23 protein-coding genes, 1 tRNA gene and 5 pseudogenes are annotated in these 22380 nt (G+C 61.8%); 16 read left to right on the forward strand and 13 right to left on the reverse strand.

What is annotated here, in order from left to right; genetic code table 11:
- Positions 1–225, reverse strand: a pseudogene (locus A37A_RS21380) (hypothetical protein); the annotation flags it as partial.
- A 334-nt stretch (positions 226–559) separates the two neighbouring features.
- Here A37A_RS21380 and A37A_RS0108605 point away from each other — a divergent pair.
- A complete protein-coding gene (locus tag A37A_RS0108605) occupies positions 560–1180 on the forward strand; it encodes a plasmid pRiA4b ORF-3 family protein (RefSeq protein WP_018291112.1) in 621 nt (206 codons plus the stop codon).
- A gap of 12 nt (positions 1181–1192) precedes the next feature.
- Complete coding sequence (locus tag A37A_RS20065; protein WP_155996535.1) at positions 1193–1363, forward strand: hypothetical protein; 171 nt, start codon at positions 1193–1195, stop codon at positions 1361–1363.
- A gap of 101 nt (positions 1364–1464) precedes the next feature.
- Here the strand turns inward: A37A_RS20065 and A37A_RS0108610 are convergent.
- Both A37A_RS0108610 and A37A_RS0108615 read right to left on the reverse strand, forming a co-directional pair.
- Positions 1465–2319: pseudogene (locus A37A_RS0108610) on the reverse strand (IS3 family transposase); the annotation flags it as partial.
- A gap of 31 nt (positions 2320–2350) precedes the next feature.
- A complete protein-coding gene (locus A37A_RS0108615; RefSeq protein ID WP_018291114.1) occupies positions 2351–2656 on the reverse strand; it encodes a transposase in 306 nt (101 codons plus the stop codon).
- 176 nt (positions 2657–2832) lie between these two features.
- Between A37A_RS0108615 and A37A_RS0108620 the strand changes: the two genes are divergently transcribed.
- Positions 2833–3138, forward strand: coding sequence for a hypothetical protein (locus tag A37A_RS0108620; protein WP_018291115.1), 306 nt, complete (start codon positions 2833–2835; stop codon positions 3136–3138).
- Between the two features lie 171 nt (positions 3139–3309).
- A complete protein-coding gene (locus tag A37A_RS20605; protein ID WP_018291116.1) occupies positions 3310–3582 on the forward strand; it encodes a hypothetical protein in 273 nt (90 codons plus the stop codon).
- A gap of 131 nt (positions 3583–3713) precedes the next feature.
- On the opposite strand, the gene A37A_RS0108630 is transcribed toward A37A_RS20605, so the two are convergent.
- The gene (locus tag A37A_RS0108630; RefSeq protein WP_018291117.1) at positions 3714–4649 is read right to left on the reverse strand and encodes a hypothetical protein; all 936 of its coding nucleotides are present in this window, start codon (positions 4647–4649) and stop codon (positions 3714–3716) included.
- A gap of 197 nt (positions 4650–4846) precedes the next feature.
- On the opposite strand from A37A_RS0108630, the gene A37A_RS16610 reads away from it, so the two are divergent.
- The 3 genes and pseudogenes from A37A_RS16610 to A37A_RS16615 all read left to right on the forward strand — a co-directional run.
- The gene (locus A37A_RS16610) at positions 4847–5518 is read left to right on the forward strand and encodes a FadR/GntR family transcriptional regulator (protein ID WP_018291118.1); all 672 of its coding nucleotides are present in this window, start codon (positions 4847–4849) and stop codon (positions 5516–5518) included.
- Positions 5519–5815: 297 nt separating this feature from the next.
- On the forward strand, positions 5816–6808 hold the full coding sequence (locus A37A_RS0108645; RefSeq protein ID WP_020494205.1) for a DUF6607 family protein: 993 nt from the start codon (positions 5816–5818) through the stop codon (positions 6806–6808).
- Positions 6809–7074: 266 nt separating this feature from the next.
- A pseudogene (locus A37A_RS16615) lies at positions 7075–7461 on the forward strand (transposase); the annotation flags it as partial.
- A 305-nt stretch (positions 7462–7766) separates the two neighbouring features.
- Here the strand turns inward: A37A_RS16615 and A37A_RS0108660 are convergent.
- From A37A_RS0108660 to A37A_RS18325, 4 genes are all read right to left on the reverse strand, one after another.
- Positions 7767–8177 (reverse strand): hypothetical protein, encoded by a 411-nt coding sequence (locus A37A_RS0108660; protein ID WP_018291122.1) that lies wholly within the window; start codon positions 8175–8177, stop codon positions 7767–7769.
- Between the two features lie 301 nt (positions 8178–8478).
- Positions 8479–8637 (reverse strand): helix-turn-helix domain-containing protein, encoded by a 159-nt coding sequence (locus A37A_RS20080; RefSeq protein WP_018291123.1) that lies wholly within the window; start codon positions 8635–8637, stop codon positions 8479–8481.
- Between the two features lie 309 nt (positions 8638–8946).
- Positions 8947–9029 (reverse strand) — tRNA-Leu (locus A37A_RS0108670).
- A 119-nt stretch (positions 9030–9148) separates the two neighbouring features.
- Positions 9149–9817, reverse strand: a complete 669-nt coding sequence (locus A37A_RS18325) for an NlpC/P60 family protein (protein ID WP_018291124.1) — start codon at positions 9815–9817, stop codon at positions 9149–9151.
- A gap of 216 nt (positions 9818–10033) precedes the next feature.
- On the opposite strand from A37A_RS18325, the gene A37A_RS0108685 reads away from it, so the two are divergent.
- Entirely contained in the window at positions 10034–10363 is a 330-nt protein-coding gene (locus A37A_RS0108685; RefSeq protein ID WP_018291126.1) for a hypothetical protein, read from the forward strand.
- 75 nt (positions 10364–10438) lie between these two features.
- Here A37A_RS0108685 and A37A_RS0108690 read toward each other — a convergent pair whose 3' ends face one another.
- Complete coding sequence (locus tag A37A_RS0108690) at positions 10439–12046, reverse strand: inorganic phosphate transporter (protein WP_018291127.1); 1608 nt, start codon at positions 12044–12046, stop codon at positions 10439–10441.
- Positions 12047–12276: 230 nt separating this feature from the next.
- On the opposite strand from A37A_RS0108690, the gene A37A_RS0108695 reads away from it, so the two are divergent.
- The 3 genes from A37A_RS0108695 to A37A_RS0108705 all read left to right on the forward strand — a co-directional run bounded on the left by A37A_RS0108695 (position 12277) and on the right by A37A_RS0108705 (position 15548).
- Positions 12277–13284 carry an NAD(P)-dependent alcohol dehydrogenase gene (locus tag A37A_RS0108695; protein WP_026195743.1) on the forward strand — a complete coding sequence of 336 codons (1008 nt, stop codon included), beginning with the start codon at positions 12277–12279 and terminating at the stop codon, positions 13282–13284.
- A gap of 181 nt (positions 13285–13465) precedes the next feature.
- Positions 13466–14659: a serine hydrolase gene (locus A37A_RS0108700; protein WP_026195744.1), complete on the forward strand. Its 1194-nt coding sequence runs from the start codon at positions 13466–13468 to the stop codon at positions 14657–14659.
- A 109-nt stretch (positions 14660–14768) separates the two neighbouring features.
- Entirely contained in the window at positions 14769–15548 is a 780-nt protein-coding gene (locus A37A_RS0108705; protein WP_196799555.1) for a M48 family metallopeptidase, read from the forward strand.
- On the opposite strand, the gene A37A_RS0108710 is transcribed toward A37A_RS0108705, so the two are convergent.
- The 3 genes and pseudogenes from A37A_RS0108710 to wrbA form a co-directional block, all read right to left on the reverse strand.
- A complete protein-coding gene (locus A37A_RS0108710; protein WP_018291132.1) occupies positions 15545–16489 on the reverse strand; it encodes a glutathione S-transferase family protein in 945 nt (314 codons plus the stop codon). The two genes, A37A_RS0108705 and A37A_RS0108710, sit on opposite strands and share 4 nt — an antisense overlap.
- A 48-nt stretch (positions 16490–16537) precedes the next feature.
- Positions 16538–17238: pseudogene (locus A37A_RS22145) on the reverse strand (pirin family protein).
- Positions 17239–17264: 26 nt separating this feature from the next.
- A complete protein-coding gene (gene wrbA, locus A37A_RS0108720; RefSeq protein ID WP_231363832.1) occupies positions 17265–17759 on the reverse strand; it encodes an NAD(P)H:quinone oxidoreductase in 495 nt (164 codons plus the stop codon).
- 124 nt (positions 17760–17883) lie between these two features.
- Between wrbA and A37A_RS22020 the strand changes: the two are divergent.
- From A37A_RS22020 to A37A_RS0108735, 5 genes and pseudogenes are all read left to right on the forward strand, one after another.
- Positions 17884–18018: pseudogene (locus tag A37A_RS22020) on the forward strand (transposase); the annotation flags it as partial.
- 77 nt (positions 18019–18095) lie between these two features.
- Positions 18096–18248 (forward strand): transposase, encoded by a 153-nt coding sequence (locus tag A37A_RS21780; RefSeq protein ID WP_255324891.1) that lies wholly within the window; start codon positions 18096–18098, stop codon positions 18246–18248.
- A 3-nt stretch (positions 18249–18251) separates the two neighbouring features.
- Complete coding sequence (locus A37A_RS0108725; protein ID WP_018291135.1) at positions 18252–19400, forward strand: RNA-guided endonuclease TnpB family protein; 1149 nt, start codon at positions 18252–18254, stop codon at positions 19398–19400.
- A 171-nt stretch (positions 19401–19571) separates the two neighbouring features.
- A complete protein-coding gene (locus tag A37A_RS0108730; RefSeq protein ID WP_018291136.1) occupies positions 19572–20132 on the forward strand; it encodes an IS607 family transposase in 561 nt (186 codons plus the stop codon).
- Positions 20125–21753, forward strand: a complete 1629-nt coding sequence (locus A37A_RS0108735; RefSeq protein WP_026195747.1) for an IS200/IS605 family accessory protein TnpB-related protein — start codon at positions 20125–20127, stop codon at positions 21751–21753. Before A37A_RS0108730 ends, A37A_RS0108735 begins: the two co-directional genes overlap by 8 nt.
- 104 nt (positions 21754–21857) lie before the next feature.
- On the opposite strand, the gene A37A_RS0108740 is transcribed toward A37A_RS0108735, so the two are convergent.
- The gene (locus A37A_RS0108740; RefSeq protein WP_018291137.1) at positions 21858–22355 is read right to left on the reverse strand and encodes a MarR family winged helix-turn-helix transcriptional regulator; all 498 of its coding nucleotides are present in this window, start codon (positions 22353–22355) and stop codon (positions 21858–21860) included.
- Between the last annotated feature and the right edge of the window lie 25 nt (positions 22356–22380).

A 22380-nucleotide genomic window follows, 5' to 3' on the forward strand; every position in this document is an offset into this window, starting at 1 on the left:
GGCGTGAGCATGAGTCTGGCTCTGATAAGGAACGCAGGAACCTGTCGTCCCGATGCCAAGAGAGAAGCCCAAGTGGCCAGCCGCCATAAGGGTCAGAGTATCGATGCGGGACACGGGGGCGGAGACGCCCGTAAGAGGGTTGAAGGTCTTGTAATGGGACTGGACCGAAGGGGCGTCGTCATCCGGCTTCAAAGTGTGGGCAACCCGCAAGGGGAGGACTCGCATGACTGAAGCCAAACTATTTATGGCTGGATGATGGGAGCCGGATGAATCGAGAGGTTCACGTCCGGTTCTGAGAGAGCGCGGGGCTACAATGCCCGCGCCACTCGCCTATCCGGCTTGGGGAATCCGGAGCGATGGCACCAAGGATGTGCTGGACCTCTGAAACTCCTAAGCGGGTTATTCACAATTGGCCCGGCTAGAGCCGACCGCTTTGGGGAAGCGGTCTCGCCGGTCCGAGTTGACGGCGCGAGAACAACTCTCTTTACTGTTAGACAACAAAGCGGAAAATCGACCCGCACACAACACACAAAAAAGCAGACAGTACCAGAACTGCAGCATGAACCCTGCCGCCATTGCCGTCCTCAAGATCGCGCTCGATGACGTCAAGCCTCGTGTCACCCGTCGTCTCGAAGTGCCGCTCTCTATCCAGCTCGATCGCCTGCATCTTGTGATTCAAGTGGCGATGGGCTGGACCGACTCGCACCTCTATGAGATTCGCGCGAAAGATATCGGGTGGGGAGTTCCGAATCCCGATTTTGGCGGTGTCGTGCGCGATGCCCGCAAAGCCCGCCTCGTGGACGTACTCGAGGACGTGGGCACAAACACCCTGAAATATCTCTATGACTTTGGCGACGGCTGGGAGCACTCGATCAAGATCGAGCGCTTAATCGATCCTGTGCCGGGCATCGCCTATCCGCGCCTGACTAAAGCCGCCGGACGATGTCCACCCGAAGATGTCGGTGGTCCTTGGGGTTATGCCGAGTTCCTCGCAGCCCTGAGCGATCCCGGCCACGAGTGCCATGCCGAGTTCAAAGAATTGGTTCCCGAGGACTTCGATCCCAACGTCATTGATGCCGACTGGCTCGGTGAACAAGTCGCCCATCTGGCAGAACACTGGTCACGAAAGACAGCACCCAAACGCCCCCGCGGAAGTCTCCGCGGTCGCCGCGCGAGCTAAGCTGACGTCCATGTGAGCCGTGACCAAGGGCACATCGCCCAGTGGAGAGGAAGTCAGCCCGGCCGGCAACTCTTGCTCCAGCCAGAAGCAGCCGTAGCGGCCGCTGGCGTCAGCCCCAGCGGTCGAAGCCTCTGGGAAAAGACCCGGGAAGCAGGGGAGCCGAGCAAGCAGGACCTATATTGACTAAACCCGCCATCCCCGATGCCCAAGCGGTTGAGGTGCTCCCAGTACGTCCGACCAATGGAAGCGGTTTTTAGACTAATTTTTGAGCGTCTCTTCCTTCCCTATTTTGAATCGAGAGGGGCTGGAAGCAACGAGCCGTTGCCAGTCCCCTCCCGGTTCGTTCTTGGGGTTTCTTCCAATACCTCTAAGGGCGTCCGGTAATCAAGCCCCTGATGCAGCCGCTCCCTGTTGTAGAACCGGAAGTAGTCGTCCAGGCCCGCCCGGGCCTCGGGCAGGTTGCCGTAGTCCCGGAGGTAAATATCCTCATACTTCACCGTCCGCCAGAGCCGCTCGACCATTACATTGTCCAAGGCTCGTCCACGCCCATCATGACTGACCGCCATCCCCGTCGCTTGCACGGCACTGGTCCACTCGGAACTGGTGAACTGACTCCCCTGATCGCTGTTGACGATCTGCGCCGAGCAGCCCGCTCGGGCCAATGCCGCCTCCAGGACGCGCAAGCAATGCAGCGTCTCCAGGCTCGGTGCCAGTTCCCAAGCCAGCACGTAGCGGCTGAACCATTCGAGCAGAGCCACCAGGAACGCAAAGCCGCCACGCAGCCGCACATACGTTATGTCAATAGCCCAGACCTGATGCGGTCGCTCAATCGTCAGACCGCGCAGCAAATACGGAAAGACGCTTTGCCCGAATGCCGACAGGCTCAATCGCGGCTTCGGATAGACCGCCAGCAACCCCATCTGCCGCAACAAACGCCGCACCCGCTTGGGATTCACGGTGGAGCCTTCGCGCCGCAGCGCCTCGGTCATCCGCCGCACTCCGTAGAACGGATGCGCCGTGTAAAGCTCGTCCAGGCGATGACACAACGCGATCTCCTCGGCATCCGGACCCACCGGCTGGTAGTAAAGCCCGCTGCGGTCCAGCCCGAGCAACTCGCATTGGCGGCGCACGGATAGCTTCCCTCGACTGTCAATCATGGCGCGACGAGCCTCAAGTGAGAGGGCCGAACTTTTTTTTAAGCCAGCGGTTTTCCACCTCCAGCCGTCCAATCTGCTCGAAGAGCTCCCGCTCCCGCGACTCGACGGCTTGGGTCTCGCGTTCCAGCCGCCGGCCAAAGAATCCGGGCAAAGCCAGCAGCGCTTGCTTTTTCCAGTGCCCGACCACGACCGGATGCACCCCAAATTCCGTGCTCAATTGGTTGATCGTTTTGTCCTCGCGCAGCGCCGCGACGACCACCTTGGCCTTGAACTCCGCGCTGTGCCGGCGACGCGTCCGCTTGCTTGTCTTCTCTATCATTCCAGTGGCTTCCTTTTCTTAGCTTAACCACTGGTCGGATTTTTAGGGAGCACTTCACGGTGACCTCATTTGTCTCCGCATCGGTCACTTGACTTGTTAGCGCTTGCGCCAGAATCCGCCGAGGCGTTATTCCTTGCATTGGCTGTAAAGTGGTCGGCGGCGGATTATCGACCCTCATGAGCGCTGGCGACAACAACCCGCCATTGGCCGACGACCTAGCGCTCAAGGCGATGAAGGAGGCTGCACGCCAACTCGGACTGACGTTCCAGGTCGGGGAGAGTGATGCGCATGGAGCCGTCCAGCGGATTCCCGCGCCCGCTGGGAGGAGACGCGTGGAGGCGGCTTCACAACCCGGATCGGCACACCCGATGCCCAGGGTGAATCGCAGCCTACCGAAGGAGGGAGGTTTTCTTAAGCAGTGGGAGGTGTGGCGTTCCCAAAAAGGGAGCCTGCGTCCGGACGAGGACGCCTCCCGCGCCTAGGGTTGCACAAGAGATCGCCTTTCCCGAACAACCTCTTCGCACCGCTCTCTCCCTGCACGATCCGGGGGGTCGATCGCGTGCGAGAGCCGGAGGCAGACGTGGACGGGCAGACTGGCGGCTAGGCCTCTGACCAACTTCCTTTCCGGTTCGTGCGTCGCCGGAGTGAGATGGATGCCAGCGGCCCGCCCCTTCTGTGTCGTGTGGGCGATGATCTGCTCGAACCGCCCTTTTGGTCTGCCGAGCCCCGAGCAGCCAGTCGGCGAATTCATCGAAGAAGATCACTCGGTAGGGGATCTCCGCTTTCCCGGCGGCGATCCGTCAGTCCAGGGAATCGAGACCTTGGTCCGCGAGGACCCGATAGCAGCGATTCACCTCTTCCACGGTTTCCTGCAAGGCCTGGATCGTCTCTTCCAGCTCGGGTGGGCAGCCCCCGCGCTCCTGTAGTTGCGGGATTCCTTTTTCAGGTGCCGTACGGGAGGATCTTCGAATCGATCAGGAGCAGGTCGAGCCGGTCTGGCTCAGACGTTCGGCTCGCTTTCGGTCGGTTTTTGCCTCAGGGGCATCCGCTCCGGGCTCTACGTAAACCGGATGTCGAGCGTCCGGAGGTAGGTGTGGAGTCCCGCGTCCTGGATGGGTAGGATATAGGCGGACCCGTCCGACTCGTTCACATGCTCATGCCAATAGCCCGGGGGGGTCACGAAGGCGGAGCTGCTGAGCCAGTTGATGCGAGCCGGCTCCCGGATCGATCCGTCGGCTTGGAGCTCCCGGCCCACTCGGGTGTAGACCCCCGGCCTCCCCTCGACCACGAAGTCGAGTGCTACCGACTGGTGGCGGTGGGGCTTCTGCCGTGTCCCCGGAAGGATGATCCCGAACATGGCCCACAAGCAGTGCGTCACGGTTACGGTTTGCGGGAACTGCCGGTTGGCCAGGAGGACGCTCACCCGGCTTCGCCGGGCCGCTTCCGGGTCGGCCTGTGCCTTGGCCAGCGCCTCGCGGATTGATTCCCCGCGGAAGAGGAGGGGACCGAACCGGCTCTCCAGCCGCGTCACGCCCAAGTAGGCCAGAAGCGGGCTATCATCGACCACGTAGAAGCGGGCATCCTTTTCCGCCCGGTGGACCGCCGGAGCGCCCGGAAGCACGAGGATGTCTCCCTTCCTCCAGTGGATGCTTCCCCGGTCGGTGTCGGTGAAGCCCGAGCCGTCGATCACGTAGAAGAGCTGGCTTGTGGCATTAGGGGCGGTCGCCAGCGACTCTGCCGCACGAATCTCAACGAACCCGGCTAGCAGGCTCGGGCTGGTCGCAGGATAGAGAACCCCGAGCTCGCCGGAAAGGTCCAACGAAGCCAGAACGGTCTTTCCGAAGAGATAGGCTTCGGGAAGAAACTGCTTCAGCGGAACTTTCGGCATCGTTCCGGAGCCGATCGGATCGGCCGCCTGGCTGTATTCGAAGAAGAGCGTATCCTTTTGCAAGATCTCCTCGGAGAGGAGTTCCTGCGTCTGTTCGGTATTCATCCCTCGTCGGCCATTCCCCGCTCGCCTGCGCGACCCGGCCTGGTGCCGCGAGCGTCTTCTTTCCGTGCGACGGTTGCCGGAGCATGGAAATGATTCTATTGTTCACATTATCATGAACCAGAGGGAATGCAAACGATGGTGAAATAGGTTGTACTTCCGCAAATGGTATAGTATTGGTTCAAATTAAAAAAACGGTCATGGCCAAACGCATCGCGGTCGAGATCGAGCGCTCTCTGCGGGAACGGCTGGCTTCCGGAGAGTGGGCGTCGGGCGGCCGACTTCCTTCCGAACGCGAGCTCGCTGCCCACTACGGCGCCGCGCGCAACACGGTGCGCAAGGCGCTCGGGGCGCTCGCCCGGGAGGGGAGGATCTCCCGTCGGGTCGGCCGAGGGATCTTGCTCAATCGCGAGCCGAGCCCGATCGAGCAACTCCTCCGCGACGTGACGGGTGTTTCCCCGGCCGACCTGATGGAGGTCCGGTGGATGCTCGAGCCGCAGGCGGCCGCGCTGGCCGCCTCGCAGGGGAGCCGTGCCGAGATCGACGCGATCGCGGAAGCCCACCGACTCGGCTGCGAGAACGGCGAAGCCACCTGCTTCGAGGAGTGGGATGCGCGGTTCCATGAACGGATCTTCGCCGCGACCCGCAACGAGCTCCTGCTCGGGATCCACCGGCTCCTCTCGCTGATCCGTTACCAGAACTCGTGGCTCGATCTCAAGAAGGAGAGCTTCAGTCCGGAGCAGCGGAAGCGCTACTGCCGTTCCCACGAAGCGATCCTAGAAGCGCTCCGCCGCCGCGACGCTCCCGCCGCCGAACAGGCGATGCGGCTCCATCTGGAGGAGACCCAAGCCGCTCTCTTCGACCGGTGTTAGCCTCGATATCCCTCGGCCTGGTTCCGCACCTTCCTTCGGAAGCTGCAACACGAAAGGACGATCTAGCCGAGGATCAGCAGGGCCCCGATCCCGAACCAGAGGAATCCCATTCGGAGGGTGGGCGCGCCGGCTGCCAGTTGGGGTAGAGGCCCACGGCGGTCGCTCCGATGGCCGAAAGGAGAAAGGGCGAGGAGAAGATGAACGAGAGGAAGAGTAGCGTGCCGGGCGTTGCGGCTGCTAACGACACATTGCCCATTTTTAGCGTCGACTTGCGTGGGAACGTATCCTTGGGAGGTGATGCATCCTCTTTCGGTGCCGAGCTTGCTCCTTCTCCTCGGAGTTCTCGTTCCTGGCCTAGGCTCCGCGGAGCCGCCCCATCCCTTGGCCTCCTCTTCCGAAAAAACGTCGTTTGCTGCGGATCGCCAGGCCATCCTGTCGATGGTCGGAGAGTGGCGGGTCGTCTACCGGTTCGAGGAGATCCTGTCCTGGAAGCCCGGCTATCTTCTCCGTCCTCCGTACAAGATCCGAGGATTCGAAGCAGTGGTCCTCCTCGAGGATACGGGTGGGCACATCGCCCTCCAGCACCTGCTGGTGGGCGCCAAGGGAGAGGTAACCAAGCATTGGCGGCAGGATTGGGACTACCAGAGGAGTTCATTCTGGGAATATGCCGGCAAGGGGAGATGGCGTTCCTTCGATTTGGACCCCAAGAAGGTCGAAGGGAACTGGACGCAGACGGTCTGGAATGTTGATGACGCGCCCCGGTATGCGGGCTACGGACGGTGGCGCCATGAAGGAGGGGTTTCGGAATGGGTCTCTCATCCCTTGCGGCGTCCGCTTCCTCGGCGCGAGATCACCCGAAGAAGGGATTACGACCTCCTGCGGTCGGTAATGCATCAGATCGCCTTCGGAGACGGGTGGATCCTGGAAGAGGAGAACGACAAGGTGTGCCGGGGAGAACGCGAGGAATCGGTATTAGCCCGGGAGATCGGGGTCATTTCCTACAGAAAGGGAAGCGGAGCCGACTTTCCGGCCGCTGGTCGCTACCTCCAAAAGACCGGCCCCTTTTGGAAGGCAGTCCGTTCCGCTTGGGATCGGATTCTCGAGCGGAATCGGGAGGTCGGCTACAAGGGAAAGCAGGACGCCAAGGAGCTTGCGGAAAGTCTCTTCGAGGCTGCGGAGAAGTTCGATCCGGCAAAGGAGAGGGAAGAGCAGGCGTGGAACGAAATCCTCGGGCTCATCGGGGAGCACTGCTTCTTCCTGCCCAAGGATACATCCGAATCGGGCCGCTAAGTGGCCGGAAAGGGCCCGGTTTGCGGCATCCCCGTGGCGGAGCCGGGCGCGGGAAGGGGCGGGTTCCTGAGGGATGGATCGACTGGGCTCAAGGATGCCGTCGGGTTGCCGTCAGGGTCTTCGAGGATAGAGGAGCGGGCTCCCCAGAAGCCCTCTGTTGAAGACAGGAGTGAGTTGCCAGATTCGGTGCTGGACGAGTAGTGGTGATGATTCCATGTGAGCCTATCCGAAAATTTGTGTGTGGGTCACAACCGAAGTAGAAGGAGATGAAAATGGAAAGGGAAGTGACCACGAACAACGAGCAGGAAGCGCAGGACCGAGGAGGCAAGAAGCCTGGGATCAGTGCGGCGATCATTGAAGAGCTGATGAAGGACTACCAGAAGCCGGAAGATCTGGTCGGTCCTGGGGGGATCATGGAGCAGCTGACCAAGCGGCTCTACGAGCGGGTGCTGGGAGCGGAGATGACCCACTATCTGGGTTACGAGAAGGGCCAGGCGCCCAAGGGCGAAGCGGGCCGGAGGCGGGAGAACCATCGGAATGGGACCAGCAGAAAGACCTTGGTGAGCGAGGATGGGCATCTGGAGATCGAGGTGCCGCGTGATCGAGCCGGGGACTTCGAGCCTCGGTTTGTCCGCAAGGGGCAACGGCGGTTTGGGTAGTGTCCGCTTTTTTGTGTGCGGGTCGATTTTCCGCTTTGTTGTCTAACAGTAAAGAGAGTGATTTGCACGCTGTCAACTGGGACCGGCGAGACCGCTTCCACAAAGCGGTCGGCTCTAGCCGGGCCAGTTGTGAATAACCCGCTTGGGGGTTATTCAAGGCGTGGGAAGCAACTCTCGGTCCATCGGCTTCCTCCGGAGGATCTTGGCTGCTTCGATCTTGAGCCGGGATTGCGGAAACCCGAGATGCCCGAATTCTCGCCCGATTATTCGTCCGGCAAGCCGTCATGGCTCCACGCCAGCTAATTCCGCGAATTGGACTTGGACGAGGAGCACATCCCGGACGGCCGCCCGGCGAATTGCTTTAGGAAATCGTCAAGAGTCTCCCATTCCTTTCGTCCTTCCCCCTTGGGGATTTTATCCATCTCCCTCTTCGCCTCCCGTCCGGAGACCCGGTTCCAGGTCCACACCGCCTCGTTGCGCACCTCCAGCGCAAGCTCGTGAGCCTTGTGAACGGCCCGGATGACCGTATGCGCGAGGTATGAGATCCCCGCGAATCCGGCCAGCAGCACGAGCGCCAGCTCGGCGGCTAGGTCGACGAGGATGTTCGTGAAGGATACGGGATCGCGGAAGCAGCCGATGACCGAATGCAGCAGTCCGATGTAGGTGCCTACGATCCAGGAAACCAAGTGTTCGATCCAATATGGGTTCATTACGTTTAAACTACTTCGCAGTATGCGGCGATCGTCCGGAGCCCATGAACCGAGGAGGTCTTTTGTCGGCGGACATACTTCTACTCCACAGGGGTGAAAGTTCCTCCCCGGCGGTGATCGAGCGCTTTCCAGCCGTGCTGTTCACCGTAGGGGCGGGTATCGGCAGGAGCGTCTCGGTCTGCCGGATGGGCGAAGGGGGGGGTGCGGATGGAAGCTGTCGGTCGTGGCGGCCCCGGCGCGGCTTCTACGCGGTAGTGCCGCCACAGTGCGCCACGACGGGCGCGCCGCTTACCGCCGCCTCCTAAACCGTCCATTGTTCGAGAAACGCGATCACGTCCTTCCAGAGGAAGCGCGTCACGCGCAGCGTCGGCCGGCAAGTCTTGAGTAACCCTTTCGTCGTCCAGTCGGTCATCGTCGTGATCGAGACGCCGAGGAGTTCGGCGAGCGTCTGCTTGGACATCACGGCCGGGAACTCCTCGATTTCCCATCAAGATGCATCTTTGGGAATCGTCGGCTTCATGGAGTTGTCATGCGCTGATCGCCGCAAGGACGAGTAACGGCGCGCAACTTCGGAGCTGACGAAGCAATCTATTGCGATGACCAGAGTACAAAGCGCTATGAAATAGAGTGGCACTCCCACATAAGCCCACGTAACCCTCGATAAACCCACTTAATCTTGCTCGATGCTGCTTTTCGGTGCGCGAACCTGCTTCCGGTGGGTTCCAGAAAAGAGAAAGGCTTCCAGGGAAAATTTTACTGCTTCCAGGGGTACCGGCGGAGGGACTCGAACCCACACCCCGTTGCCGAGACCAGATTTTGAGTCTGGCGCGTCTGCCATTCCGCCACGCCGGCCTGTTTCGCCTGGCCGATCCTAGAAGGAAGACCGGTCACGGCGAAAAGCTAGAAAACAAGAAAAGCGCTTTCCCTTGCGCCCGTCAAGAAAGCAGGGGCGGAAGCAACAGGACGATCGATCAGCGCGGCCGGCTCTCTCCAAGGAGGCGACCATGAGCAACGAGCCTGGCCGGCACATAGGCAAAGCCTCGATGGTATCCTCCCATCGAGCGAAACGGGTCGAAGAAGCGTACATCCGGGCCGCTTCCTCGAGGGTTGTAAAAGCCTCGATTGGGCTCCGAACCGACCATGAGCCAGCGGCCACGGGTTGTTCTTTCGAGGAAGACCATCACGTGAGTGATCGGAGGGTCGCGTTCCGGGCGATAGGTATTTTCCCAAAAGAGGAGGTCACCGGGGCGAAGATGGGTCCGAAGGTAGAGGGGATCCGGTCGGCCGTGGGGATCGGACGGAATCGACCAGAGAAGCCCCTTTTCCCGCAAGCGGCAGAACTGGTCGGAGGCCGTCCGCCCGAGATCTTCCCCCGCCAAGCGCAGAAAGAGGTAGCGGATCGTATTGGAGCAATCCATCACCCAAGGGCGGGAGCTTCCTTCCGGGAGCCAGCGGGCGCCGTATCCGATGCGGCGAGCCGCCAGGCGGCGAATCTCCTGAAGGATAAGATGCTTCGTCGCAAGCTCTTGGCTTCCCTGGGTGGCTGCGGCAAGCGCGGGCGGGGGAGGGGCCGGGCGTGCCTTGGCGGTAGACAGAGCGAGGACCAGAAGAAGAGTGAAACGCAGTGGGCTGCGCCGCATTCGCGTCGGGACCTACCCGAAGTACCAGCGCGGGAAAAGAAAAATCGCGCCCGCGTCGCCTCCGGGATGGGGTTTGACAACGATTGGACCGGAGGTCATACGAAGGGAAAGCCGTTTTGCGGAAGCGCGTCTCCCGCGCCGGAGATCGCGAAGATCGGGGCCCTTGGGTGAGGGAACCCGAAACGAAGCCTTTCCGGACGGCTCTGTAGGAGGAGAATGAAAACGAAAGTTCTGTCGCGGTTTGTGGTCTGTAGCGCCCTGCTGGGCCTCGGTTGCGGAATCTCCGGACGTCTGCTCGCTCAGGGAGTCCCCTCGGTCTCCGGGCTGGAGCAGCAGGCCGGAGGGGAGGTAAACAAGGAAGAAAAGAAAGTAGAGAACGGAGCCCAGAAAGAGGAAAAGAAGCTAGAGAACGAAGGCAAGCAGGAAGAGAAGAAAACGGAAAAGGGCCTCAAGAAGGACGAGAAAAAGGCCAAGAAGAATCTCCACCACAAGGGGAAGAAGGAGAAGAACTCCTTGAAAAGCGCGGAAAAAAACCTGGGCCTGTAAGCCTGCTTTTTCTCAAGAAACATAAGCAAGTGACCCGAGGGGGATCTTCCCCATCCAGGAGGATTTCCCTCGAGGTCAACTCCACCAGCGGAAGAGGGTGAAGAGCAGGCCGGAGAGCAGGATCGAGGCGGGCAGCGTGAGAACCCAGGCCGCGGCCAAGTTCCGGACGGTTGTCCACTGAAGACCGGCGCCGTTGGCGGTCATCGTGCCGGCCACTCCCGAGGAGAGCACGTGAGTCGTGCTGACCGGGAGGCCGAACAAGTCGGCGAAGCCGATCGTGGTCATCGCGGTGAGCTCGGCCGCCGCGCCCTGTGCGTAGGTCAGATGCTCCTTTCCGATCTTTTCCCCGACCGTCACGACGATCCGTTTCCAGCCGACCATCGTACCCAAGCCGAGAGCAAGCGCGACGGCGACCTTGACCCACAAGGGGATGAACTGGATCGCGCGATCCATCTGGTGGCGGTAGATGGTCAGCGCTTCCCGGTCGCTTCCGCTCATGGCGATCTGGGGTGATCGGGTGAGCGTACGCAGCGACTGATTCAAGACGAAGAGTTTATTCCGGATGTTGGCGACCTGGACGGCCGGGACCTCCGCCAATGATTTGCAGGAGCGGAGCTGAACGGCGACCTCCTCGAGGAGCTGACGGATTGCCGGAACGGTATCCGGCTGAAGCCTCCGGTTCTGGACAAAGGCTGTTGCCCTCGCGCTGGGATCGCCCTCGGAAAGCGCTTCGGGAGGGGCGTAGCGATCCAGGACGCGGACGCAGGCGTTGGTCTCGGCAAGCATCTCACGGGTCTCCCGTTCCGGGATCGCATGGTTGAGCGCGTAGACGGTCGGCACGACTCCGATCAGGATGAGCATGATCAGCCCCATCCCCTTTTGGCCGTCGTTGGATCCATGGGCGAAGCTCACCCCCGTGCAGGTCAAGAGGAGCAGAGAGCGAATCCAGAGTGGGGGGGGGGATTCACCAGCCGGCGGGCGATAGAGCCGGGGATCGCGGACAAGAGCCTTGGTCACCAGGAAAAGAAGGCAGGCGAGGACGAAGCCGATCAGCGGCGAGAAGAGGAGCGCTTTCCCCACGTTGATCGCCTGGGACCAGTCGATCCCGGAAAAGTCCCCTCGGCCCGAAAAAAGCCGGCTGGCTAAGCCGACGCCGATCACCGAGCCGATCAGCGTATGCGAGCTTGAAGCGGGGAGCCCCAGGTACCAGGTTCCGAGATTCCAAAGGATCGCCGAAAACAAGAGGGAAAAGATCATCGCGAATCCCGCTTGGCTGCTGACATGGAGGACGAGATCGGGCGGCAGCAGCGCGATGATGTTGAAAGCGACCAGACCGGAAGAGGCGAGCACTCCGAGGAAGTTCCAAAAACCCGACCAGAGGACGGCGGCATCGGGGTGGAGGGTGCGTGTGTAGATGACCGTCGCCACGGCATTGGCCGTGTCGTGAAAGCCGTTCACGAACTCGAAGGACAAGGCGGTCAAGAGGGCTACCGCCAACAGGAGGAAGGGCAGAAAGGCGAGGGGATGCGTACCGGCTAAATCCCGGAAGAAGTGGACCGCCGTGTAAGCGCCGCCGGTCAGGACGACGAGGGCGAGCGGAACAAAACCTCGTCTTCCTCCTCCGAAGCTTGGCCGAAGCGCCGGTTTGGGAAGGGGATTATGTTGCGTCGAAATCTGAGCCATCCCTCCCCAGAGTGCAGATCCTCAGCGCAGATTAACACGAAGGCTCGTTTGGTCAAGGCTGCGCCCCCGACCCTGGCCAACATTAGCGCAAAGAGAGCGCGATGCGTAAGGAATTCGGCAGCACCAGAGAAAGTCTCTCCCCGGAGCCTGGCGGCAGGAGGAACGGGGCCTTCTCATTCGGCTTGCGGTCTCCCAAAGAGTAGTGCATGGGCAGGGAGAGAATCCCGCAGATGAGAGCCATTATTCTGGAACGCCCCGGTGGTTTGGAACAGCTCAGGCTGGTGAACCGAGAAGATCCTGGATCTCCCGGGCCGGGGGAGATCCGTGTCCGGCTCCGTGCCAGCTCGCTCAACTTTCACGACTATCTGGTGGCCACGGGTAAGCTGCCGACGGAAGAGGGACGGATCCCGATGGCGGATGGAGCGGGGCTCGTCGAGGGGATCGGGGAAGGAGTATCCGAGGTTGCTGTGGGCGATTCGGTTGTCTCCTGTTTCTTTCCGTGTTGGCAGGAAGGCGGTCCGACGGCAAGCGACTTCGGCCGGGTGCCGGGAGACGGCATCGACGGCTACGCGCGGGAGGCGGTGGTCGCACCGGCCTCCTGGTTTACCCGCGCCCCCGCCGGCTGGAGTTTTGCGGAGGCGGCCACCCTGACGACGGCGGGCCTCACCGCCTGGCGTGCCCTGGTGGCCGACGGCAAGCTCAAGGCCGGCGACACGGTGCTCGTGCTGGGCACCGGCGGCGTTTCGATCTTCGCCCTCCAGATCGCCAAAGCAATGGGAGCGCGCGTGATGGCCACCTCATCCTCGGACGCTAAGATCGAGAGGCTCCGCTCTTTGGGAGCCGATGAGGCGATCCACTATCCCCAGGAGCCCCACTGGTCCCGGCAGGTCTTGCGTTGGACCGAGGGGCGAGGCGTGGATCATGTGGTCGAGGTGGGAGGGCCGGGCACCCTGGACCAGTCGATTCGGGCCTGCCGGGTCGGCGGCCAGATCTCCCTGATCGGCGTCCTGACCGGAACCAGCGGAGAGGTGGGGACCGCTTTGCTGATGCAGCGGCAGATCCGCCTCCAAGGGCTTGTCGTCGGAAGCCGGCGGCATCAGATCGACCTAGTGCGCGCGATGGAGGCGACCGGCCTCCGTCCCCGGATCGATCGCTCCTTCCCGCTGGCCGAGATCGCCGGTGCCTTCCGCTATCAGGAGTCAGGGAAGCATGTCGGCAAGATCTGCCTCGAGTTTTAGCCTGCATGTCAAACAAGCGTTCTTCTGCGGCTTGCCCAATGGGCTTGTCCTCTTCGTTGGGCTTGGTTTTCCCTCCTTGCAGTATGTCCTCATACAGCTCCGGGGGAAGACCTGCGCCGCGCCTCGCATCCAAGCCCATTTGCGGCGCCTCGGCTGCGAAATTTGTGAGAAATGGCGGCTAATGAGTCTCCATCTCCGCTCCGAGATCGATCCGATCCTCGAGAGGACGGTCACCGCGAGCCCCGGCGTTCCCGGAGTCGTCGCGATGGTTACCGACCGCCGGGGCAACCTCTATGAAGGGACGGCGGGCAAGCGCCGGCTGGATCGCGAGGCGGAGATGACGGCGGATACCGTCTTTGCTCTCTATTCGACCACGAAGGCGTACACCGCGACGGCCGCCTTGCAACTGGTCGAGGAGGGCCTGCTCGACCTCGATGCTCCCGCCGAGCAGTATGCTCCTGAGATTGGGGAATTGCCGCTGATCGAAGGATTTGACCCCCATGGGGAGCCCATTCTTCGCCCACCGAAACGCGAGATCACCACGCGGATGCTGCTCACGCACACGGCCGGATTTGGCTACGAGTTTTTTGACCCGACCTATTTCCGGCTCCATCGGACCAGAGGCCAGCCTTCGAGCGCCACCGGGTGCAAGGCGAGCTTGCTGACCCCGCTCCTCTTCGAGCCTGGAGAGAGATGGGAGTATGGCACGGGCATGGACTGGTGCGGTCAGGTCATCGAGGGCGTCGTTGGCCGCCGTCTGGGCGAGGTCTTCGCCGAGCGACTCTTTGCGCCACTCGGGATCGAAAGCACCGCCTTCGAGCTGACCGGGCCGATGCGGGCGCGGCTGGCGGTCCTCCACCAGCGAAAGCCCGACGGATCCCTCCAGCCGACCAATTGCGAACTGCCCGCCAACCCTGAGGTCCATATGGGCGGCCACGGCCTCTACGGAACCGTGGGCGACTTCATGAAGCTCATCCGCCTATGGCTCAACGATGGAATGGGCGAGCACGGCCGGCTGCTTCGGCCAGAGACGGTCCAGATGGCGGGAGAGAACCAGCTTGGCGCGAGGAGGGTCGGCACCTTTCCGGGAGTGGCTTCCCGCCATCCGCGCCTGGCGGAATTCCTTCCGGGGCCGTCGAAAACCTGGGGCTTGAGCTTTTTGATCCACGAGCAAGATTTGTCGACCGGCCGTCCCGCGGGTTCGCTCAGTTGGGCCGGACTTGCCAATACTTTCTTCTGGATCGATCGCAAGAACGGGCTGGGCGGCTACTGGGCGACTCAACTGCTACCCTTTGGCGATCCGATCTCGTTCGGGGGTTATGTCGACTTCGAAGCCGCTGTTTACGCAGCCTGCAAGCGAATCGGCGGCAGCTGATCCGCTCTTCCCCGCCGGCCTGCCGTGGAGAAGGGGAGGAAGCAGACTTGGGCCCGCGCCGCGCCTGCGCGATCCCGAGCAGGACGGCAAATGGGCTTGGCAAGGAGGGATGTTCCCAATGGTTTGCGAGGAAGGCAAGGAGAGGGAGAAGGGTTCCGGTGGACGCGATGCGGCATGTGGCCCCGGGATGCTGCTCCGGATCGGGGAGATCGAGTTGCTGCTCTTGCGCAAGCGGATCAGGAACCTCCACCTCCGGATCCATCCGCCGGACGGACGCGCGAGCCTCTCGGTCCCATACCGGATGCCGCTAGAAGCCGTTCGGGCGTTTGCTGCTTCCAAGCTCGACTGGATCCGCAGGAAGCAGACGGAAGTTCGCGGCAGATCGCTGGCCATCCCTTTTTCCTACTGCGAAGGCGAAGGCCACTATCTGTGGGGAGATGCCTATCCGCTCCGGCTGATCGAAAACGGGGCTCGCGCTCAGGTGGAGCTGGTCGCCGGCGAAATCCTCCTCCATCTTTCCCCGGGGACGCCGAAGGAAAAAAGAGGCAGCCTTCTCGACGCCTGGTACCGAAGCCGGGTCCGAGAGGCCGCCCTTCCGTTGATCGCGCTCTGGGAGCCGCGCATGGGCGTCCGCGTCGACGGCGTGGCGGTGCAGCGGATGAAGACGCTCTGGGGGAGCTGCCATGTCCGCCGGAGACGAATCCGGCTCAATAGCGAACTGGCGAAGAAGCCTGTGGACTGCTTCGAATACGTCGTGGTGCACGAGATGGCGCACCTTCTGGTCCGCCTGCACAACGACCGATTCCGCGCGCTGCTCGACCGCTTCCTGCCCGACTGGCAGGCGCGGAGGCAGCGGCTCGATACCTTTCCGCCCCGCCCGCATCCCTAGCCGAGAGTTTCCCGTCCATGGGGAGCGGTCAGATCCTGGATGGGTCCGAGTGGAACAATGCGGGTCGGGTTGATCTCATCGTGGGTCATGTAGTAGTGGCGCTTGATCTGGTCGAAGCGGACGGTATCGGCAATCCCTTCCCGCTGATAGAGATCCCGCAGGTAGCCCGAGAGGTGGGGATAATCGCCGATGCGTCGGAGGTTGCACTTGAAGTGGCCGTGGTAGACCACGTCGAAGCGGACGAGGGTGACAAAGAGCCTCCAGTCGCTTTCGACCGGCTTCCTGCCGAAGAGGTAACGGGTGGTCCCGAGCCTCTTCTCGAGCTCGTCGAGCGCCTGGAAAAGGAGGCGGACTTTCTCTTCGTAGACCCTCTGACTCGTGGCGAAGCCCGCGCGGTAGACCCCGTCGTTGATTCGCTCGTAGAGCCAGGCGTTGAGAGCGTCGATCTCTTTCCGAATGGCATGCGGATAGAGATCGACCGAGGGATCCGCCCAGGCTCCGAAGCAGAGCGAGAACATCCGCAGGATGTCGTCATCTGAGTTGCTCACGATCCGTCGAGTCCGCATGTCCCAGAGCACCGGGACCGTGACTCGGCCCCGATAAGCCGGGTCGGTAGCTGTATGCGCCTCGCTCAGGAACCGGAATCCGTTGACCGGGTCGGCGGAAGCCCCGGGAACCTCCCGGAAAGCCCAACCCCGTTCGTCCCGGATCGGGTCGACCACGGTCATCCCGATCACCCCCTCCAGGCGCTTGAGTTTCCGGGCGAGGATCGTCCGATGAGCCCAAGGGCAGGCCCAGGAAACATAGAGATGATAGCGCCCCGCTTCGGCCGGGAATCCGGAACTGCCGTCCGCGCTCACCCAGTCGCGGAACGCGTCTTCCTGGCGGACGAAGGAGCCTTCGGGAGACTGCTCGTCGGGAAATTGCGATCGGCTGACCATCCGCAAACCTATTCGTGGATTCCGATAACGGCAATGGTTTCCGATGCTTCAGGGTAAATCGAAGAGAAGCAGCTCCGCATGGGCGACGCCTTCGATCGAGATCCTCCCTTCCTCGACCAGTGCAGCGCCGTCGCCCTCTTCCAGCCGATGCCCGTTGGTTCGCACGGCCCCACGTGCCACCTGAAGCCAGACCCGCCGCGCTGGCCCGATCTCCGCTTCCCAAGAAGAGCCCACGTCAAGCAGGCCGGCATAGATCCGCGCGTCCTGATGGATCGTGATCGAGCCATCCCCGCCATCGGGCGAAACGATCAGCCGCAGTCGTCCCTGGCGTTCCGCTTCCGGGAACTTCCGCTGCTCATAGCCGGGCTCGAGCTCCCGGCGAGCCGGAAGAAGCCAGATTTGAAGGAGATGAAGAGCTTCCTCCGGCGAGGGATTGAATTCACTATGGGTTACCCCGCGACCGGCGGTCATGCGCTCAAGCCTCCCCGGGCCGGATGATCGAACCGTTGCCAAGGCTGTCGCGATGCTCCAGGGCTCCCGACAGGACCCAGGTGAAGATCTGCATGTCGCGATGGGCAATGGGTAGGGAAGCCCGCTCCGGCGGCGATGCAGTCGTCATTGAGGACCCGCAGAACCGAAAAGCCCATCGCCGCCGGCTCGTAGTACTGGTCGAAGGAGAACGTATGCCGGCTCTCGAGCCAATCGAGTTCGGTTCTCTGCCGTACTTCGCTCTTTCTTACCGTAAGCATGGATTCTCCCAACAGCCTGTTTGGCTTTAGCGTTGGAGGCGCTTGGCGATTTCCGCCACGTGGCGGCCCTGGAAACGAGCGATCTCCTTCTCATTGTCCGAAGGCTGCCGGGAGCCGTCGACGCCTGCGAGCGTAGAAGCCCCATATGGGGTTCCCCCGGTGATCTCCCCCATGTTGGTGAGGCCTGGAGCCGTGTAAGGCACGCCCACGATCACCATCCCGTGATGGAGCAGGGTGGAGTGGAAGCTGGTGATGGTGGTTTCCTGTCCGCCGTGCTGGCTTGCCGTGCTCGTGAAGACGCTTCCCTCCTTTCCGACCAGCGCTCCCTTAGCCCAGAGGCCGCCTGTCTGGTCGAGAAAATTGCGCATCTGCGCCGCCATGTTGCCGAAGCGGGTGGGCGTCCCGAAGAGGATCGCGTCCCCTTCGGTCAGTTCTTCCACCCGGGCGAGCGGGACATGGGCGAAAGCTTGCCGAGCCGCCTTGGCGCCGCTCTTTTCTAAAACTTCATAGAGTTCCTGCAAGGAAACCTGCGATTTGAATCGCGGGAGGAATTGCGGTTGCGCGGAACGCAACACGTGATGTAGTCTTTCCGACACGCAACGCGTTGTCACCAATCGCAATTGTGTTTACCAGACCGCATACCATGTGGTATGGTGTCCAAAGTATCGGATCGACGTGTTGACGGGACCGGTGGCCGAGGAAATGCGAGCGATGCTGGATTCGATTTGCGCGGAACGAGATTGGCCGATGATCTCCAAGGAGATTCAGCCGGACCACATCCATCTGTTTCTCAGCATGCCTCCCGCCATTGCCGTGGCCGACGCCGTCAAGGGTGCTCAAGGGGCGTTACGGCTCGCTTGCTGTTTCAACGGTTTCCAGCACTTAAGGAGCGGTTGTGGGATGGACATCTCTGGTCTCCATCCTATTACGTCGGCACCGCCGGCAATGTCAGCGCGGAAACCATCCGTCGCTACATCGAACGATCCGAACACGTCACCAAGAGGCGATAGGCCATGATGCGCACGGCGTCGATCAAGTTGGACGCGTCGCCAGAGCAGCGAGCGGCGCTTGCCGCGCTGCAATCCGACTTTGCGAACGCCTGCCAGCGGCTTTCCGCCGTCGTTCGCGAGCATCGGGTCTGGAATCGGGTGGCATTGCATCAACGGACCTATTCGGATCTGCGTTCTTCGACTCCGCTGGGCAGCCAGATGTGCTGCAATGCCATCTTTTCGGTTTGCAAGGCGTACAAGGCACTCAAGGTAACCGGGCGGATTCCGAAAGACACGCCGGTTCCGGCAATCAGCTTCCAGCGCGCCAGCGTCCACTTCGACAAGCGCACCTACGCGCTCAAGAAGAATGCCGTCTCGCTTTACACCCTGGGCGGACGCGTCATCGTTCCGATGCGTCTTGGGGAACACCAGCGGCGCATCCTCTCCTTCGGCCGGCCGAAGGAGGCGGAACTGGTGTTTCGGAAGGGGAACTGGTATTTCAACCTCGTCGTCGAATCCGACGACAAGGAGCCAATCGCATCCGGCCCGGTAATGGGCGTGGATGTCGGCGAAAACAATCTCGCGGCACATAGTTTGGGAGGGATATTCGGCGGCGGTCGTCTGTGCGATCGTCGCGACCGCCATCTCGCCCTGCGTCGCCGTCTCCAGTCCAATGGCAGCCGAAGCGCAAAACAGAAGCTTCGGCAGGTCTCCGGCAAGGAGAGGCGGCACGTCACCCATGTGAACCACGAGACGAGCAAGGCCATCGTGCGGGAGGCGCTCGAGGCCGGAGTTGCCAAGATCATGATGGAGGACCTGACGCATATCCGAGACCGGATCAAGGCTGGCAAGCGCATGCGAGGAAGATTGCATCGCTGGGCCTTCCGGCAGCTCCAACGCTTTGTCGAGTACAAGGCGAAATCGGCCGGCATCGCGGTCGAATACGTCGATCCGGCCTACACGAGCCAAACCTGCTCGTCTTGTAAACAATTGGGCAGACGCACGAAGCATCGTTTCGCGTGTCCTCACTGTGGTCTCCGGGCGCACAGCGACTTGAACGCAAGTCGGAACCTTGCCCGGATTGGCGGAACGATGGTTCCGCCAAGGGCGGCCGTAAGCACGTCTAATGTTGGAGGTGCGGATGTTGGCAACCATGTCTGCGCTTCACGATAAAGCCTGCGACTTCAGTCGCGGGTTGTTTACCGGACACGAGCTCCGCTACCTGCCGGAGGGTGACCTCCACTTCGGGGATCTCGCGGGCTCCCGCGGCGATCGCCTCGGCGAGGGTTGCCAAGAGCTAAATCATATATGGACACATAGGGAGTTGTATGGTAGTATGTCAGAGTGAAGTTAAGTGTCTGGGCCAAGCGGCAGGGCGTTTGCTACAAGACGGCTTGGCGGATGTGGAAGGAGGGACGTTTGCCAGTTCCAGCCGAGCAGTTGCCGACCGGAACGGTGATTGTGCATGCGGAGGCGGCACAACCCGATGGCGTGGCCCTATACGCACGAGTCTCCAGCGCCGATCAAAAAGCGGATCTGGACCGGCAATTGGCTCGGTTGACCGAGTTTGCTCTGAGCAAACGGTTGCCGATCGTCAAGGCCGTCAAGGAGGTTGGCTCCGGCTTGAACGGCCATCGGAAAGGCATGATTGGGCTGCTCCGTGATCCGAAGGTCGGCGTCATCCTGGTCGAGCATCGCGACCGGCTGATGCGCTTTGGCTTCGAGTACCTTGATGCGGCATTGGCTGCGCAGAGCCGATCGATCCTGGTGGTGGATCCGGACGAGAGGACCGACGATATCGTGCGCGACTTGCACGAAGTTATCGTTTCTATGTGTGCCAGGCTTTACGGGAAGAGGTCCGCGCAAAACCGCGCCAAGAAGGCGCTCGAAGCGATCCATGAGTAAGCTCCCTGTTTTCACCTACCAGACCCGTTTGACGCTGAACCCCGAGCAGGCTTCGTGTCTCGATGCCTATGCGGCGCTCCACGGGCTGGCGCAGCGGAGTCTCTTCGCCAAGATGCGGGCAGGCGTTCCCCTGAACGAACTCAAGCGGTCGTTCCTGCGCCGCTTCGGCCTCACCGCCCGGCAGTTCAACGCCATCCGGATCGAGCTTGAAGGCAAGATCGCCTCGATCCAGGAAAGGCGGCCCGAGTTGATCGAGGAAGCCAAAGGGTGGATCGAAAGAGCAGAAGAGGCGATCGGCCGGCTTAAGGAGAAGAAGCCGGGCTCAAGCCTGCTGCACCAGAAAAAGCGGCGGCTGGCCATCCTACGGACCAAGCTTGATGCCTTGATCTCCGATCAGGAGTCCGGACAGGTCCGGCTCTGCTTCGGTTCCCGCCGCCTCTTCCGTAAGCAGTTTGCCCTGGAAGAGAACGGATACGCCAGTCATGCCGCTTGGAAGAAGGATTGGCAGTCGGAACGGAGCAGCCAGTTCTTCGTGCTCGGGTCGAAGGACGAGACGGCGGGCAACCAGTCCTGCCAAGCCGCAGTCGCCCCGGACGGCAGCCTGCGGCTGCGGTTGCGGCTGTCGGACGGATTGGGAGGCCCGAGCAAACACATGGTGCTGGAGGGCGTGCGCTTCGTCTACGGACAGGAAGCGATTCTCCAGGCGCTCTCCGCCAGCCGGATCGTGACCGCGCAAACCAAGACGGGGAAGCTTGTCCGCAAGCGGGAGGGATCCGCGGTGAGCTACCGCTTCGTGCGGGACCGGAAGGGGTGGCGGGTGTTTGTGAGCGTCGAGGCGCAACCTGTTGCCCTGGTGACACGCCGCCTTGCCGGAGCGGTCGGCCTCGACATCAACGAGGACCATCTGGCGGTAGCCGAAACGGAGCGCTTCGGCAACCTGGTGAGGATTCGCCGGCTTGGATTGAATCTCTATGGCAAGAGCGAGGAGCAGGCGAAAGCGATCATCGGCGATGCGTGCCGGGAGATCGTCCGGGCCTGCACCGAATCGGGTAAGCCGCTCGTGATCGAGCGATTGGATCTTTGCAAGAGGAAGGTCGAGCTTGAGTCGGTCGATCCCGTTCGGGCTCGCTCGCTCTCTTCCTTCTCCTACGCCAAGGCGATCTCCATGCCGAAGGCGGCTTCTTTTCGTGCCGGAGTTGAAGTGATCGAAGTCAACCCGGCCTACACTTCCGTGATCGGCGCGGTGAACCACGCGCGCCGTCATGGTATCGGTTCTCACCAGGGCGCGGCCTACGCCGTCGCCCGGAGAGGATTGGGTCTATCCGAACGCCCGACCGTGCGGGAGGCCGTCGTGCCGACCCGCAATGGCGGTCATGTCACCTTCGTCCTACCCGTGAGGAATCGGACGAAGCATGTATGGTCGTCCTGGGCAGGCGTTCGGAAGAGGCTCAAAGCGCCGCATGCAGCGCATGCCCGGTCGGGAGGCAATCGACTGCCTCCCGACCCTCTGTCCCCGAAAGCGCGGGCATTGGGCGCTACCCGGGCTTTGCCGGCGGAACCCCGGCACGCGAACCGTCGGCAGCACTGTTCGGCCGGCGTCCTGGACGATCTACCCTGGTAGTGGAATGCTTGTCTATGTTTTTAGGAACGGTATAGACATGCCCATACATGCTGTAAAAGACGACCAGTACCTTGGTTGCCATAGCGGATGCTCCTTTTTTCGGGTTATGGATTCTTGAGAGTCGATACGAGCTCCCCTAGGGCGCCTCCTTGCTCCGCCTTGCCCCGCCCGAGCTTGCGGCAGAGCCGCCCCAGCTCCCTCTGCTCCTCTGGGTTCAGGACACCCAAGGCGGCAGTGATCCTGGCCGCATGACCTGGAAAGACCCCGCGGATGAGGCGGAGCCCTTCGGGCGTCAGGGCAACGGTCACGGAGCGGCGATCCTTGAGATTCCTTGCACGCTGCACCAGGCCGCGCCGCTCCAGGTTATCGACGACGACCGTGATATTGCCCCCGCTCCGCAAGAGCTTACGGCAGAGCTCTCGTTCGTTCATCGGACCGAGATGGAGGAGCGCCTCAAGCACCCCGAGCTGCCCGGTCGTCAGCCCCTCGCGGGCGAGAGGAACGCGCAGCTTGGCGGCAAGCGTCTCCGAGGCGCGAGTCAGCTTGATGTAGCAGTTGAGCGCCTGGACCTCGGCTTGGGAGCCTTTGTATCGAGTCGGCATAACAATTGAAATTCAAATGATGTCA

It is taken from the genome of Verrucomicrobium sp. 3C (genome assembly GCF_000379365.1).
Taxonomy (GTDB): Bacteria; Verrucomicrobiota; Verrucomicrobiia; order Methylacidiphilales; family Methylacidiphilaceae; genus Methylacidimicrobium.

Excerpts from the sequence above, each read along its gene's own strand:
- A37A_RS0108605 (WP_018291112.1), top strand. The coding sequence starts at position 560 with ATGAACCCTGCCGCCATTGCCGTCCTCAAGATCGCGCTCGATGACGTC.
- A37A_RS0108615 (WP_018291114.1), bottom strand. The coding sequence starts at position 2,656 with ATGATAGAGAAGACAAGCAAGCGGACGCGTCGCCGGCACAGCGCGGAG.
- A37A_RS0108620 (WP_018291115.1), top strand. The coding sequence starts at position 2,833 with ATGAGCGCTGGCGACAACAACCCGCCATTGGCCGACGACCTAGCGCTC.
- A37A_RS20605 (WP_018291116.1), top strand. The coding sequence starts at position 3,310 with ATGCCAGCGGCCCGCCCCTTCTGTGTCGTGTGGGCGATGATCTGCTCG.
- A37A_RS0108630 (WP_018291117.1), bottom strand. The coding sequence starts at position 4,649 with ATGAATACCGAACAGACGCAGGAACTCCTCTCCGAGGAGATCTTGCAA.
- A37A_RS16610 (WP_018291118.1), top strand. The coding sequence starts at position 4,847 with ATGGCCAAACGCATCGCGGTCGAGATCGAGCGCTCTCTGCGGGAACGG.
- A37A_RS0108645 (WP_020494205.1), top strand. The coding sequence starts at position 5,816 with ATGCATCCTCTTTCGGTGCCGAGCTTGCTCCTTCTCCTCGGAGTTCTC.
- A37A_RS0108660 (WP_018291122.1), bottom strand. The coding sequence starts at position 8,177 with ATGAACCCATATTGGATCGAACACTTGGTTTCCTGGATCGTAGGCACC.
- A37A_RS20080 (WP_018291123.1), bottom strand. The coding sequence starts at position 8,637 with ATGTCCAAGCAGACGCTCGCCGAACTCCTCGGCGTCTCGATCACGACG.
- A37A_RS18325 (WP_018291124.1), bottom strand. The coding sequence starts at position 9,817 with ATGCGGCGCAGCCCACTGCGTTTCACTCTTCTTCTGGTCCTCGCTCTG.
- A37A_RS0108685 (WP_018291126.1), top strand. The coding sequence starts at position 10,034 with ATGAAAACGAAAGTTCTGTCGCGGTTTGTGGTCTGTAGCGCCCTGCTG.
- A37A_RS0108690 (WP_018291127.1), bottom strand. The coding sequence starts at position 12,046 with ATGGCTCAGATTTCGACGCAACATAATCCCCTTCCCAAACCGGCGCTT.
- A37A_RS0108695 (WP_026195743.1), top strand. The coding sequence starts at position 12,277 with ATGAGAGCCATTATTCTGGAACGCCCCGGTGGTTTGGAACAGCTCAGG.
- A37A_RS0108700 (WP_026195744.1), top strand. The coding sequence starts at position 13,466 with ATGAGTCTCCATCTCCGCTCCGAGATCGATCCGATCCTCGAGAGGACG.
- A37A_RS0108705 (WP_196799555.1), top strand. The coding sequence starts at position 14,769 with ATGTTCCCAATGGTTTGCGAGGAAGGCAAGGAGAGGGAGAAGGGTTCC.
- A37A_RS0108710 (WP_018291132.1), bottom strand. The coding sequence starts at position 16,489 with ATGGTCAGCCGATCGCAATTTCCCGACGAGCAGTCTCCCGAAGGCTCC.
- A37A_RS0108725 (WP_018291135.1), top strand. The coding sequence starts at position 18,252 with ATGATGCGCACGGCGTCGATCAAGTTGGACGCGTCGCCAGAGCAGCGA.
- A37A_RS0108735 (WP_026195747.1), top strand. The coding sequence starts at position 20,125 with ATGAGTAAGCTCCCTGTTTTCACCTACCAGACCCGTTTGACGCTGAAC.
- A37A_RS0108740 (WP_018291137.1), bottom strand. The coding sequence starts at position 22,355 with ATGCCGACTCGATACAAAGGCTCCCAAGCCGAGGTCCAGGCGCTCAAC.